Source organism: Peribacillus alkalitolerans (assembly GCF_010882125.1).
In the GTDB taxonomy this organism is placed as follows: Bacteria; Bacillota; Bacilli; order Bacillales; family DSM-1321; genus Bacillus_BN; species Bacillus_BN alkalitolerans.
In genome coordinates this window covers 179,173-192,121 of the sequence record NZ_JAAGVZ010000003.1, presented here as the reverse complement: position 1 = coordinate 192,121, position 12,949 = coordinate 179,173, and the positions used below count along the sequence as shown (strand labels likewise).

General features: G+C 35.8%; 15 protein-coding genes. All 15 read left to right on the top strand.

Going from position 1 to position 12,949, the window contains the following annotated elements; all coding sequences use genetic code 11:
- Positions 1-54: 54 nt before the first annotated feature.
- Complete coding sequence (locus tag G3O09_RS05295; RefSeq protein ID WP_163100441.1) at positions 55-915, top strand: TVP38/TMEM64 family protein; 861 nt, start codon at positions 55-57, stop codon at positions 913-915.
- Positions 912-1,445 (top strand): GNAT family N-acetyltransferase, encoded by a 534-nt coding sequence (locus G3O09_RS05290; protein WP_163100440.1) that lies wholly within the window; start codon positions 912-914, stop codon positions 1,443-1,445. The genes G3O09_RS05295 and G3O09_RS05290 overlap by 4 nt, the downstream gene beginning before the upstream one ends.
- Before the next feature lie 339 nt (positions 1,446-1,784).
- Positions 1,785-1,985 (top strand): cold-shock protein, encoded by a 201-nt coding sequence (locus G3O09_RS05285; RefSeq protein ID WP_163100439.1) that lies wholly within the window; start codon positions 1,785-1,787, stop codon positions 1,983-1,985.
- 788 nt (positions 1,986-2,773) lie between these two features.
- A complete protein-coding gene (locus tag G3O09_RS05280; protein WP_163100438.1) occupies positions 2,774-3,580 on the top strand; it encodes a hypothetical protein in 807 nt (268 codons plus the stop codon).
- Positions 3,581-3,584: 4 nt separating this feature from the next.
- On the top strand, positions 3,585-3,962 hold the full coding sequence (locus G3O09_RS05275; protein ID WP_163100437.1) for a GntR family transcriptional regulator: 378 nt from the start codon (positions 3,585-3,587) through the stop codon (positions 3,960-3,962).
- Positions 3,959-4,654: an ABC transporter ATP-binding protein gene (locus G3O09_RS05270; protein WP_163100604.1), complete on the top strand. Its 696-nt coding sequence runs from the start codon at positions 3,959-3,961 to the stop codon at positions 4,652-4,654. The genes G3O09_RS05275 and G3O09_RS05270 overlap by 4 nt, the downstream gene beginning before the upstream one ends.
- Before the next feature lie 11 nt (positions 4,655-4,665).
- Positions 4,666-5,583: an ABC transporter ATP-binding protein gene (locus G3O09_RS05265; RefSeq protein WP_163100436.1), complete on the top strand. Its 918-nt coding sequence runs from the start codon at positions 4,666-4,668 to the stop codon at positions 5,581-5,583.
- Positions 5,576-6,532 (top strand): ABC transporter permease, encoded by a 957-nt coding sequence (locus G3O09_RS05260; RefSeq protein WP_163100435.1) that lies wholly within the window; start codon positions 5,576-5,578, stop codon positions 6,530-6,532. The genes G3O09_RS05265 and G3O09_RS05260 overlap by 8 nt, the downstream gene beginning before the upstream one ends.
- A 172-nt stretch (positions 6,533-6,704) precedes the next feature.
- The gene (locus tag G3O09_RS05255; RefSeq protein ID WP_163100434.1) at positions 6,705-7,244 is read left to right on the top strand and encodes a DinB family protein; all 540 of its coding nucleotides are present in this window, start codon (positions 6,705-6,707) and stop codon (positions 7,242-7,244) included.
- Positions 7,245-7,254: 10 nt separating this feature from the next.
- Positions 7,255-7,743: a DinB family protein gene (locus G3O09_RS05250; protein ID WP_163100433.1), complete on the top strand. Its 489-nt coding sequence runs from the start codon at positions 7,255-7,257 to the stop codon at positions 7,741-7,743.
- Positions 7,744-7,863: 120 nt separating this feature from the next.
- Positions 7,864-8,865, top strand: coding sequence for a DUF3231 family protein (locus tag G3O09_RS05245; protein ID WP_163100432.1), 1,002 nt, complete (start codon positions 7,864-7,866; stop codon positions 8,863-8,865).
- A gap of 132 nt (positions 8,866-8,997) precedes the next feature.
- On the top strand, positions 8,998-9,123 hold the full coding sequence (locus G3O09_RS22715) for a hypothetical protein (RefSeq protein ID WP_275898296.1): 126 nt from the start codon (positions 8,998-9,000) through the stop codon (positions 9,121-9,123).
- A gap of 5 nt (positions 9,124-9,128) precedes the next feature.
- Positions 9,129-10,646 carry a spore germination protein gene (locus G3O09_RS05240; RefSeq protein ID WP_420850326.1) on the top strand — a complete coding sequence of 506 codons (1,518 nt, stop codon included), beginning with the start codon at positions 9,129-9,131 and terminating at the stop codon, positions 10,644-10,646.
- A gap of 24 nt (positions 10,647-10,670) precedes the next feature.
- A complete protein-coding gene (locus tag G3O09_RS05235) occupies positions 10,671-11,765 on the top strand; it encodes a spore germination protein (protein ID WP_163100430.1) in 1,095 nt (364 codons plus the stop codon).
- Positions 11,758-12,918: a Ger(x)C family spore germination protein gene (locus G3O09_RS05230; RefSeq protein WP_163100429.1), complete on the top strand. Its 1,161-nt coding sequence runs from the start codon at positions 11,758-11,760 to the stop codon at positions 12,916-12,918. Before G3O09_RS05235 ends, G3O09_RS05230 begins: the two co-directional genes overlap by 8 nt.
- The last annotated feature ends 31 nt before the right edge of the window (positions 12,919-12,949 follow it).

Sequence of the window (12,949 nt, the reverse complement as noted above, 5' to 3'; positions counted from 1 at the left end):
CTGTGCAAATTACAATGGATGTAGGATCATTCTTTGTAAAAGGTGGAAAAAACGTTGATTATAGATGATAAAAGACCATTGGAATTGATGTGGCAAATGCTCTTTACAGGGGTTACGTGCTATATATTAATTGTCCTTTTACCAACTCTTTTTCCGATTTATAGAGCGTTTGGAGTTGTGATTTCAGTTGGTATCCTTTGTTTGGCTACTTTTTTCAAATTCACGAAACAGAGGGAATTATTTAACATCATCAAAATGACCTCGATTTTTTATTTTATGTTTATTGTGATTATTCTGTTGATTTTCTACTCTACTAAGATATTAGTGTTAACCGATGAGAGTGGATTTGAAAGTATTTTAAGAGAAAATATCTCGCTAGCAAAATTCATTTATTTTATGATTTGTTTTGCACAACCTATTATCCTTCCGATTCCTGAAGCGGTGACAGTAGCAGCTGGGAGCTCAGTTTTAGGGTCATTTGATGCCCTATATTTAGGATTTTTGGGGAGTATCACGGGTATTTTGTCGATGTATTTTTTCGCAAGATTTGGTGGGACGAAGCTGGTTTATAAGTTTGTAAAAGAAAAGCATTTGCATAGATATAAAGAGTACGTCAGGAAAAATGAAACCTTCATCCTTGTCTTAATGTTTATCATTCCAATATTACCCGATGAAATTATCTGTGTAGGTGCTGGGATAAGTGGTGTTTCGTTCAAAAGATTCATATGGATTGCCTCCCTTTCTAAACTGTTCACTTCGTCGACATTAGCTTACTCCATTCCATTAGCAAACGTGTTATCATTATCTGGCACACAAATACTAATGGGTGGATCATTGATGGTCGGATTCTTCCTAATTATAACGATGATGGTTAAGAAAAAATTATTAAATAAACAAGGAGAAAGACAACAATGAAAAAGGTCGAAATGAAGAATGGAAAAGTGGTCATCATTCAAGAGGCTACTAAATCTGAGGCACAATCGATGATGGACTATTATAATTTAGTTGGAGGAGAGACGGATTTTCTTTCATTTGGGAAAAATGGATACGTACGAGAGTTGAAAGAGTATGAAGAATACTTAGAGAACACTCGAAAGGAAGAGAATTCAATTATATTAGTTGCGAAGATCGATGATGAAATTGTGAGTATTGCTTCTATCAATTCAAGTCAGAAGGCTAGAACCAAGCATGTAGGTACATTAGGAATCGTCGTAGCTGAACAGTATTGCGGATTTGGGTTAGGCAGGATTTTGATGGCAGAACTAATTGAATGGGCGCGTAATAACGGAGTGACAAAAAAAGTCAGTCTTGTGACGCGTGAGGATAATATTAGGGCAATCGAGTTATATAAGAAATTAGGCTTTGTAGAAGAAGGATTATTAAAAGAGGATACGTATATTAATGGGGTTTATTATAATACTTTGTTAATGGGATTAATGATATAATTCAAAAAACGTATTGGCTAACAATCCAAAGTCAGCTCTGTTTCAAAATGATCCTCAAAAAATTGAATAGTTTTTATTAAACTATCAACATATGGATACATTTTTATTCTCCTTTAAAAGCTTGGTACGTCTCTATTATTGTACGAAAATTAATTCGTTTTTTGATTTAAATTGCTATTTTATTTGATAAATGTAGAAATAAACTTTGCTTTATCTACAAATACCTGTTAAGCTAAAGAAGAATTATTTTTGTTCGATGTTAATAAGTGAAACAACTTAATGATCATTTTGGGCAAGGATAGTAATACAATGTGTTAATAGCACTAGGAGGCAACAAACATGGAACAAGGTAAAGTAAAATGGTTTAATGCAGAAAAAGGTTTTGGATTCATCGAGCGCGAAGCTGGAGACGACGTATTCGTACATTTCTCAGCTATCCAAACTGAAGGTTTCAGAACTTTAGAAGAAGGTCAAGACGTGACTTTCGAAGTTGAGCAAGGTCAACGTGGACCTCAAGCTACAAACGTTCGCAAAGCTTAATTTTATCCAACACATAGATAAACAGACTCTGTAATGGGGTCTGTTTTTTTGTTTTATTTTTTTTGATCACTCGTATTCAATGATGTTTGAAATGAGTCCAGGAGAGAGAAAAGAGCATCTTAGGAGAAATGATACCCATTTGGGTTCAGGAGTATGCAAAAGGGTATCATACAAGCCCATTGTTGCCCATTTGGGGTTCAGGAGAGTGCAAAAGGGAATCATACGAGTCCAATGATGCCCATTTTGGATTCAGGAGAGTACAAAAGGGAATCATACAAGTCCAATGATGCCCATTTGGGGTTCAGGAGTGAGAAAAAGGGAATCATAGGTGGCCAATGGTGCCCATTTAGAGCTTAGAAGTGAGAAAAAGGGAATCATACGAGCTCAATGATGCCCATTTTGGGATCAGGAGAGTGCAAAAGGGAATCATACGTAGCTAATGATGTCCATATAGAGCTCAGAAGTGAGAAAAAAGGAATCATACGAGTCCAATGGTGCCCGAATTAGGTTCAAGAAAGTAAAAATCCCTGCTCAGGCGAACGAGCAGGGACGTATGAAACAGTATAGTAAAGTAGTTTAAAGGCTTTTACAGTATATCATAGTATTCCGATAAATCCATACATTATTTCACAATTTTTTTTCTCCGCAATAAATTCTTTTCAGAAACTTCATTTACATTCAATATAATATTTTTAGAATTATTTTCCAAATTATACATTGACAGTTTTTGTAATCTTAGTGTACTATTTAACTAGAACACTAAAACGGTGCTTCGAAGGATGGTGTTTATGAAAGCATTTAAAGGGTTGCTTATAAAGGATTTTATTATTTCAAGGTCTTGGATTATTTCATTTGTATTATCATTAACTTTTATCTACTTTATAAGTTTTGGTTTATCTCAATATTATGATCAGCCGATGATTTTCCTTTCTTTAACCATGGTTACGTATGGATTCGCATGGCTGTGTATTCCAATGTATTTATTTTCAACTTTCGCTATGGAAGGCCAAACTAATTTATGGCTTCATAATCCAAATGGTATATGGAAGCTTTTATTATCCAAAATAGTGGTTGGTTTCTCGTATCAAATGATTCTATTGATTCTTTGTTTAATTGTAAGTAGTTTTGCGATTTTTATTTCTAAGGATCATGTTGTCCTATCTCAAATTACTATCAAACAATGGAGAACGGGACTATTTTTCCTATGTACAGTGATTACTTTAACTTCATTGTATTTAGGTATCTGGTCGATTTTTTACTGGACGGTTTTTCAATCGATGCGTAGACATCAATTCTTAAATAAAATTAAATGGCCTTTAACCATTGTGCTTTTCATGATAATTACAAATGGGTTGGAATTTATTAGAAATCTGTCAGTCTATAAGCAGATAGCAGATATGGGAACCATCTCATTGAAAACCATGGATCTGTTGGATTTTAAGATTCAAAATTTAACAGATCCCTCCAAGAATGGAAGTATCAACATAGAAGAGCTCGCAACGATTCCTCTCATGGAAGTTTTCATTTATCTTCTAATTGCGATTTTCGTTTTTTCAATATCAGTCAGGCTGTTAGAACGGAAGGTGGAGGTGTAAATGTATGGGAGAAGTATTTCAGTCCTCTAAGCCAATATACGTACAAATTGCTGATCGAATTTCCCAGCGGATTGCCCGAAACGATTTAAAGCCTGGTGAAAAGCTTCCTTCTGTCAGAGAAATGGCGATTCAATCTGGAGTAAATCCCAATACGATTCAACGGACTTACAGTGAATTAGAAAGGATGAAAATCGTGGAAACGAAACGCGGTCAAGGAACCTTTGTAACAGAGGAAGTTGAAATATTAAAACAAGTGAAGATTCAATTGCAAAATGAAATCATCGAGCACTTTATTTCGAATATGAAGGAGCTTGGCTTAACAGAAGACGAGATGCTTGCTTCCATCAAAACTCGATTAAGTCAAAAAGGGGGCAGCTCATAATGATTACATTCTCTAATGTTACAAAGAATTACGGAAAAGAGTATGCAATCAAAGAAGCAAGCTTTACCTTAACTCCTGGTAAAATTTATGGACTTTTAGGGCCAAATGGAAGCGGAAAGTCAACGACTCTAAAAATGATTGCTGGCATTGTTTATCCAACTGAAGGCAAGATTCTTATTGACGAAGAGATAGTCACGAGGCAGTCAGCGGAAAAAGTGGCTTATCTAACAGAACTGGACTATTTTTATCCTAGTTTTACGGTAAAGAATATGATTAATTTTTATGAATCCCAATTCAAGAATTTTAATATCGAGAGAGCTTATGAGTTAATAGAATTTATGAATCTTGATTCAGATAAAAAAATCAAAACATTGTCTAAAGGAAATAGAGGAAGGCTTAAGCTTGTACTGACTTTGGCAAGAGAAACACCCATCATCCTATTGGATGAACCCTTCTCAGGGCTTGATCCGATGGTCAGGGATTCCATTGTAAGAGGTTTGTTGTCTTACCTGGATTTTGAAAAACAGACGGTCATCATTGCAACACATGAAATCTTGGAGGTTGAATCTTTACTCGACGATATTATTGCGATTAAGGATGGAGAAATATTAGCTATAAGGAATACAGAGGAAATGCGTGAACAAGAAAATATATCTATTTTAGAATGGATGAAAATGACGTTTGGGGAATAGGAGGAGAAGTTATGCAAGTAGTACTTGAATTAAAGAATGTTTCAAAAGTAATTAAGGGTAAAAAAATCATCGATGGAATCAGTTTTACTGTAAATGAAGGTGAAGTCTTCGGTTTTCTTGGACCGAATGGAGCTGGAAAAACGACAACCATTCGTATGATCGTTGGTCTGATGGAAATATCTGAAGGTGACATCCTTATTTGCGATACTAGTGTTAAATCGAATTTTGAAAAAGCAGTTCGCAACATCGGGGCAATTGTAGAAAATCCTGAAATGTATAAATTTCTTTCTGGATATGAGAACCTGCTTCATTATGCACGAATGATGGATGGTATCACTAAGGAAAGAATTTCAGAAGTCGTTGAGTTAGTTGGTTTGACTGATCGAATTAAGGATAAAGTGAAGACCTATTCACTTGGGATGAGGCAGAGGTTAGGACTGGCACAGTGTCTGCTTCATAATCCGAAGCTGTTGATTTTGGATGAACCTACAAATGGGTTAGATCCAGCTGGAATCCGTGAAATCAGAGATTACTTGAGAAAGCTAGCAGGCGAGACAGGGATGGCTGTCATCGTATCAAGTCATATGCTTTCGGAAATGGAAATGATGTGTGATCGTATCGCCATCATTCAAGCTGGAAAAATTATTGATGTGCAAAATGTTCGTGATTTTGTAAAAGGGGAAAACAAAAAGTACTTATTTGAAGTAAATTACCCGCAGGAAGTACTAAATTATATAAGTGGATTTAGTGCTAATCTTACAGAAGAAGGCGTGCTAGTAGAGTTAAATAGAGAGCAAGTTCCAGATGTAGTAGAAATTCTTGTCAAAAACGGAATTTTGATTTATGGAATTCGAGAAGTGGCAAAATCGTTAGAGGATCGTTTCCTAGAGGTGACAGAGAGAAAGGAAGAGGTGACATTACATGCTTAAGCTTATTCAAAACGAATGGATGAAGATATGGAGAAGACCAGGGACTTATGTCATGGTCGGAATCCTCCTTTTGTTTATTATGTTAATGTCTGGTTTTATTAAGTACCAGATATTAAAGGATGAAAAAAACCCTGATGTTGATTGGAAACAAACGCTTCAACAGGAAACTGCAAATCTAAAAACACAGTACAGTGAAGTGCAAGGCGTAAAAAATTCTCATTCGGAATATCTAAAAAAACAAATCGCCATTAATGAATATAGAATTGAGAACAATATGAATCCAAATGGATCCTATTCAGTTTGGGGGTTTATCCAGGATAATGTTGATAATATTGGTGTAGTGGGTGTGTTTACCATCATCATTGCTGCTGGAATTGTTGCTAGTGAGTTCTCATGGGGAACCATTAAGCTTTTGTTAATCCGACCAATAAAGCGTACTAAGATTCTATTGTCTAAATATATTACGACTTTACTTTTCGGCTTATTTTTGATTGTAATTTTGTTTACTTTTTCTGGTATAGTAGGCCTTATTCTTTTTGGAACACCTGATGAAAACACACCACATCTGCTTTATTCTGATGGTAAAGTCAAAGAGCAAAGTATGTTAATTTATTTAGCAATATCCTACTCACTAAAATCGATTACTACTTTAATTCTTGTGACTATGGCATTTATGGTTTCAGCGGTGTTTAGAAATAGCTCACTAGCCATTGGAATCTCATTGATCCTTATGTTCATGGGAACACAATTGACTATGATATTGGCGTCTAAATTTGAATGGGCGAAATATATCGTATTTGCAAATACTGATTTTATGCAATACATCGACGGTACCCCTATGGTTGAAGGGATGACGGCGACTTTCTCTACTGTGATGATTCTTTTATACCTTGCATTATTCTTAATACTTGCGTTTACAGTCTTTAAGAAACGTGATGTAGCTGCGTAATAAAAAACCATGTTGAACTTTAAGTCTCAACATGGTTTTTTTGTTTATTTTGAAATGCTACTTTAATTAAAAATGTGTTACCAATCTAATTCTCTTCACCAAAGAAGGAAAAAACATTGTTTTTCTAGAAATAAAGTGAGAGATTACCATAAGAGAAAAGAGGTTTCAATATATGTTCAATCAAAGACCACAATCAAATGAATATGCAGAGTACTATAACGGTTATGTGACTCAAGTTCCTGAGGGAGATTTAATAAAGGTATTGGAAGAGCTCAATAATAAGACCGTTGAATTCATTAAAAGTATAACAGAGGAACAAGGTCAATTTAGGTACGCTCCTTCGAAATGGAGTATCAAGGAAGTCCTTGGTCATATTATAGATACTGAAATGATCATGAGTTATCGAATGTTGTGCATTGCACGTGGAGAAACGGTTGGACTACCGGGCTATGATGAAAATGACTTTGTAAGAAATGCAAATTTTGATAGACAGTCAATGAGTGACCTTTTAGAAAGGTATACTATTGTCCGGAAATCTACCATTCAATTGCTTAAGAGTTTAAGTGAAGAATCTTGGTTACGACGTGGGGTAGCTAATAACTATGAGGCAACTGTCCGGGCAATTGCTACTATCATTCCAGGACATGAATTACACCATATTAATGTTTTAGAGGATCGTTATATTAAGGCAGAAACATTCCCAAAAAAATGAGGTGATGAATATGCAAACTTTATTCCACTACAATTGGAAAGTAAGGGAAGACTGGTATAAATGGTGTGAAGAGATTCCTTTAGAGGAGTTGCTCCGTATTCGCACTGGTGGGGTAGGTGGAATATTGCAAACTCTATTCCATATTATTGATGTCGAATGTAGTTGGATTCGGTTTTTACAGGACAAGGACGATTTTCAGGAAGACTTTGAGGAATATAAAAGTTTAGAAAAGGTCCGAGAATTAGATAAGGTTTTTAAGAAGGAAGTTGAAGCTTTTGTTCTCTCCTGGGAAGGAAGCAAGGAAAACAACATCCTTCAGGTTACACAAAGAGATGGTAGTATCGAAACATTCTTATGGGGAGAAGTCATGCGTCATGTGATTGCCCACGAAATCCATCATATTGGGCAAATTTCAGTTTGGTCAAGGGAAATCGGGAAGGTCCCCGTGACTGCTAATCTTATTGGAAGAGACTTGGCTAAAACACTTTCGAAATTTTAATGGACAGTTCTGATATTTATTCAGGACTGTCTTTTTTTGTTGCCTCAATAGAAAAGTTCACATTGAATAAACCTGCCAATTTAAATGAAACATAATAAAAAATTCAAAGGAGAAGGATAAATGGCAAATCATGAAATTCGATATACTTCTGCTGAAATAGGTGCTCTTTGGACTACTTACCTTCAAACTTCCGCCACTAGCTGCTTTTATAAACATTTCCTTCATTACCTTAAGGATGATCAGATTAAGAATTTGATAGAAGAAGCCTTATCAATGAATAACGATACCATTAAAGCTTTAGAGAATATGTTTACCGAAGAAAAATTTCCAATTCCACATGGTTTCTCAGATGAGGATGTGAATTTGACAGCGCCAGCCCTTTTCACAGAATTGTTCGCGTTAAGCTTTGTATACCGTGCAGGTCAAGTGATCATGAATTATTTTTCAATGATGATGGGTAAAGTCGCTAGAAAAGATGTATATAAATTTTATGAGAAATGTTTGTCTCATTCGACCGAGCTATACGAAAAGTCATTGAATTTAATGCTTGCTAAAGGTATATATGACCGGCCAGCAAACATTGACTATCCAAAAGGAGTAGAATATCTCCAACATTCAACTTCTATTTTGGAGCATTGGTTAGGTCAAAATCGACCTTTGAATTGTTTAGAGTTAAGTGAATTATTTTTTTCAATTGAGCGGAATAGTATTGGATTGGTTTTGTTGAATGGATTAATTCAGGTGACAAAAGATCCGGAAATAAAGGAATTTCTTAAAAAAGGGATGAAGCTAAGTGAAAAACAAATTGATACATATAATGAAATTTTAAAGGAAAGTTATGAATTTCCCACGTCACCAGTACCATTAGAAGTTACCAATTCAAGAATATCACCATTTTCAGACAGGTTAATCATGTTCTTTATTAACTCGTCCAATCAATTAGGATTGACCTCGATTAGTTATGCAATGTCCGTTTCTATTAGAAAGGATTTAGCTGTCCATTATTCTCGCTTTATAGCAGAAATCATGAAGTATGGAGCACAAGGTTTAGAAATCATGGTAAAACGAGGATTTATGGAGAAACCACCTGAATCAACGGATCGAAAAAATCTCCAAAAATAATATGGAGAAGACTAAACGGCAGTCAATACACTGCCGTTAATTTAATGCTTATTATCTTGGTTATTTCTTACACTTTTTGCAAATAATAAGGTTTATTCCAAGAGAAGTCATTAAGCTTTTAACGAGGTACATATGTTCAAAAAAATTCTTTACTTCATTCCAGATTATATCGTTTTCATACAGACAGCCGTTGTATTTTTGGTCCCTTATGGATTAACTAAATTATTTAAGTGGGTTCATTCAATCGAGAAAGAGTGATGATTGTGAAATGGTGGAGAACGAAAATTAAACAAAATCAAGAAACAACATCCGAAACTCCAGCAGATTCCAATATTGAATTAACTGGAGACTTCTCAGAGAATTTATCACTTATAAAAAAAGAAATTGGCCATAATTCAGATGTCAATTTTCGTGAATTTAAAATGGGTGAAGAAAATCGGCAGATGGCCATCGTGTTCATTGATGGATTATCTGATACTGAAATGATCAACACTCATATTATCAGTGACTTGATAAGAGCTACTCCCCATGAAGACTTAAGGAATTATATACTGAACAAAGGTATCTCCATTTGTGAAATACGAGAAATTTTTGAATTAAGACAGTTAACTTCCGGAATCCTGTTTGGCTCAGTGGGTTTACTGGTGGATGGATTACCTGGAGCCTTCCTATTAGGTGAAGCCATTACTAAAACAAGAAGTATTGATGAACCAGCATCTGAAGCATTGGTACGTGGACCAAGAGTAGGTTTTATTGAAAATTTGAGTGATAATACAGCTATATTAAGACGGCATGGAAAGGATCAAAATCTTTCAATCATTAGTTATGAGTTGGGGGAACGCTCGAAGAAGGAAGTAGTAATAGCATATATGACGGAAATTGTGAACGATAAATTGTTGGAAGAGGTAAAAACTAGATTAAGTAAGATAAAAATGGATGATATCCTTGAATCTGGTTACATAGAGCAATTAATTGAGGATAATTTTTTAAGTCCATTTCCACAACTTCAAAATACGGAGCGTCCTGACAGAGTTATGAGTGCCTTAATGGATGGAAGGGTAGCTATTCTTATCGATGGTTCTCCTTTTGCACTAATTGCCCCTGTAACCTTTCATATGTTATTGCAATCTCCTGAGGATTATTACGAAAGATGGATTGTAGGTACGTTAATAAGGATTTTACGCTATTTTTCTTCCTTTGTATCTTTGTTGGCTCCATCATTATATATCGCTTTTATTTCGTTCCATCAAGGATTAATTCCGACCAAACTGACCTTTTCAATTGCTGCAACAAGGGAAGGTGTACCATTTCCACCGCTTATTGAGGCGTTATTTATGGAGGTAGCGATTGAAGTACTACGTGAAGCAGGACTTCGATTGCCCAAACCCATTGGCCAGTCTTTAGGAATTGTTGGAGGTTTGGTCATTGGGGAGGCAGCGGTGCAAGCAGGAATCGTAAGCCCGATTATGGTCATAGTCGTGGCAGTAACGGCAATTTCTTCTTTCACTCTTCCACAATATAACGTTGGTATTGCCATACGGATGCTACGTTTCATCGGAATGTTATTTGCTAGTGTGTTTGGATTATATGGTGTGGTGTTATTTATCCTTTTACTTTGTTCTCATTTAGTAAGGCTAAAAAGCTTTGGTGTACCATATCTCAGTCCATCAGTGCCATATCATCCAAGAGATTGGAAGGATTTAATCGTTAGGCTCCCTATCTCTATGATGAAACGTCGACCTGAAATATTACATCCTAAAGATTCTGTTAGAAAAAAGTAATGGTTTGAAAGGAAGTGAGTTAAGATGGATTCCAAACCTATCGATCGAATATCTACTGTTCAGGCAGTGATAATTATCTGTAATTTTATACTTGGTGCCGGCATCTTAACCCTCCCTCGTACCGTCACAGAGAAAGCCCAAACGCCTGATGGATGGTTATCAATTATCCTTAGTGGAGTGTTTACCATGGTGATGGGGTTAATCATGGTAAAGCTTTGTAAGAGATTCCCGAATCAGTCATTGTACCAATTTGTCCAAACCATATTAGGGAAATGGCTTGGATTCTTTATATGCCTAATAGCCATTCTTTACTATATCACATTATCTTCCTTTGAAGTCCGGGCAATGGCTGAGACAACGCGGTTATACCTCTTACAAGGTACTCCAACATGGGCAATTATCATGCCATTCCTTTGGATTGGACTTTATCTTGTATTAGGGGGAATCAATTCGCTAGCAAGAATGTTTGAAATTATTTTCCCAGTCACTGTTCTTTTTTTTATATTACTCATGTTTTTGGGAATCAGAATATTTGAAGTTGATAATATTCGTCCAGTATTAGGCCTTGGAATTAAACCTGTCTTAAAAGGAGTATTAAGTACTTCCCTTTCATTTGCAGGGTATGAAGTGATCTTATTTATTTTTTTCTACATGCAAAAACAAAAACAAGCAAAAAAAGCAACCTTGATAGGTATAGGCATTCCTATGGTATTCTACGTCCACACTCTAATCATGGTGGTTGGCGCCTTATCTGTATCAGGAGTCCTCACTCAAACATGGCCAGTGTTATCTTTTGTCAGGAGTTTTGAAATAACAGGGTTCTTCTTTGAACGGTTTGATTCACTACTTCTAGTCATTTGGATTATGCAACTGTTTTCTACTTTCACGATTGCCTATTTTGTAGCGGTATTAGGACTATCACAATTGTTTGGAAAAAGTTTTCATCCCTTTAGTTATATGGTCCTTCCAGTGATTTTTTTACTATCCATGATTCCTACAAATATCAATGAACTTTTTATAATGGGTGACTGGGTAGGAAAGTTTTCTATTCGATTTTTTAGTTTGATCTCCTTACTTCTATTATTCGTCTCAATGATAAGGAGAAAGAAAAATGGATAAAAGCTTACGAACAGGATTCTTATTTACAATGTTTATCTCGTTACTAATAGTGCTGTCTGGTTGTTGGAGTAGTACACCGATTGAAGAATTGAATTTCATTGCTGGTTCAGCGATAGATAAAGATAAGAATGGAAGAATAAAATCAACGCTTCAATATGTGGTTCCCTCAGCGATTGGAAAAGGAATTGAAGGAGCTGCTCCCCAAAAACCGTACATAAACGTATCGGGGGTAGCGGATTCGCTTGAGCCTTCAGGGTGGGAAACGACACTAAAAAAGGAAGGGAAAATTTTTGGTGCTCATTCAAAGGCTGTTGTGATTGGGGAAGAAATTGCAAGAGAAATAAATCTGAGGCAATTAACCGATTTATATTATAGAGATATCGATATTAGGGGGAGTACGATGATTTTCGTTTCCAAGGGCAGGGCAGATAAAACACTAGTAACAAAAGAGCCTAATGTAATCCCCGCCATGAAAATAGTTGAAATAGCGACTCAGCAATCCACTACAAGATTATTGAAGCCGACAACCTTGACAAGTGTATGGGGAAAAATGAATTCAGGAACGAGCTTTTTACTTCAAAAAGTGGAGACTAAAGAAGGTGAAGTTCAATTTGATGGAGCCGCCATTTTCAATGGGAAGAACAACTTAATGATCGGGACCTTCAATAAAAAGGAAATAGAAGGGATTAATTGGATTACCGGGGAGGGAAAAGGCGGGTCTATTAAGGCATATTTAAAGGAAGCTGAAAAGCCTACCTACGTCCAAATTGAAGGAATGAAAAGTAAAATTACGCCTAAAGTTAAAGGTGAAAAAATTTCGTTTGATGTCACCATCGAGTCAGAAGGAAGGATTGCTGAATACTGGAACCCATACTTAAAACCTTTATTTAAAAATAAGAATGTGAAGCCTATTGAAAAAGCTGCGGAAAAAGAAGTGAAGCGCCTTGTAGAGAAAGTAACCAAAAAAATGCAGGAGGAATATAAGGTTGACGTTGCAGGATTTGGCAATCGATTGAGGATTGAATATCCTAAGCTTTGGGAAAAAGTAAAGAAGAATTGGGATCAGGAGTTCAGTACGATACCGGTAAACTATCATGTGAATATTACGGTAAAAGATTACGGAAATATCGGTGCGAAAAAAGGAAAGAAATAGATCCGTTTCTCTTTATTCTATTTGTTTGTTT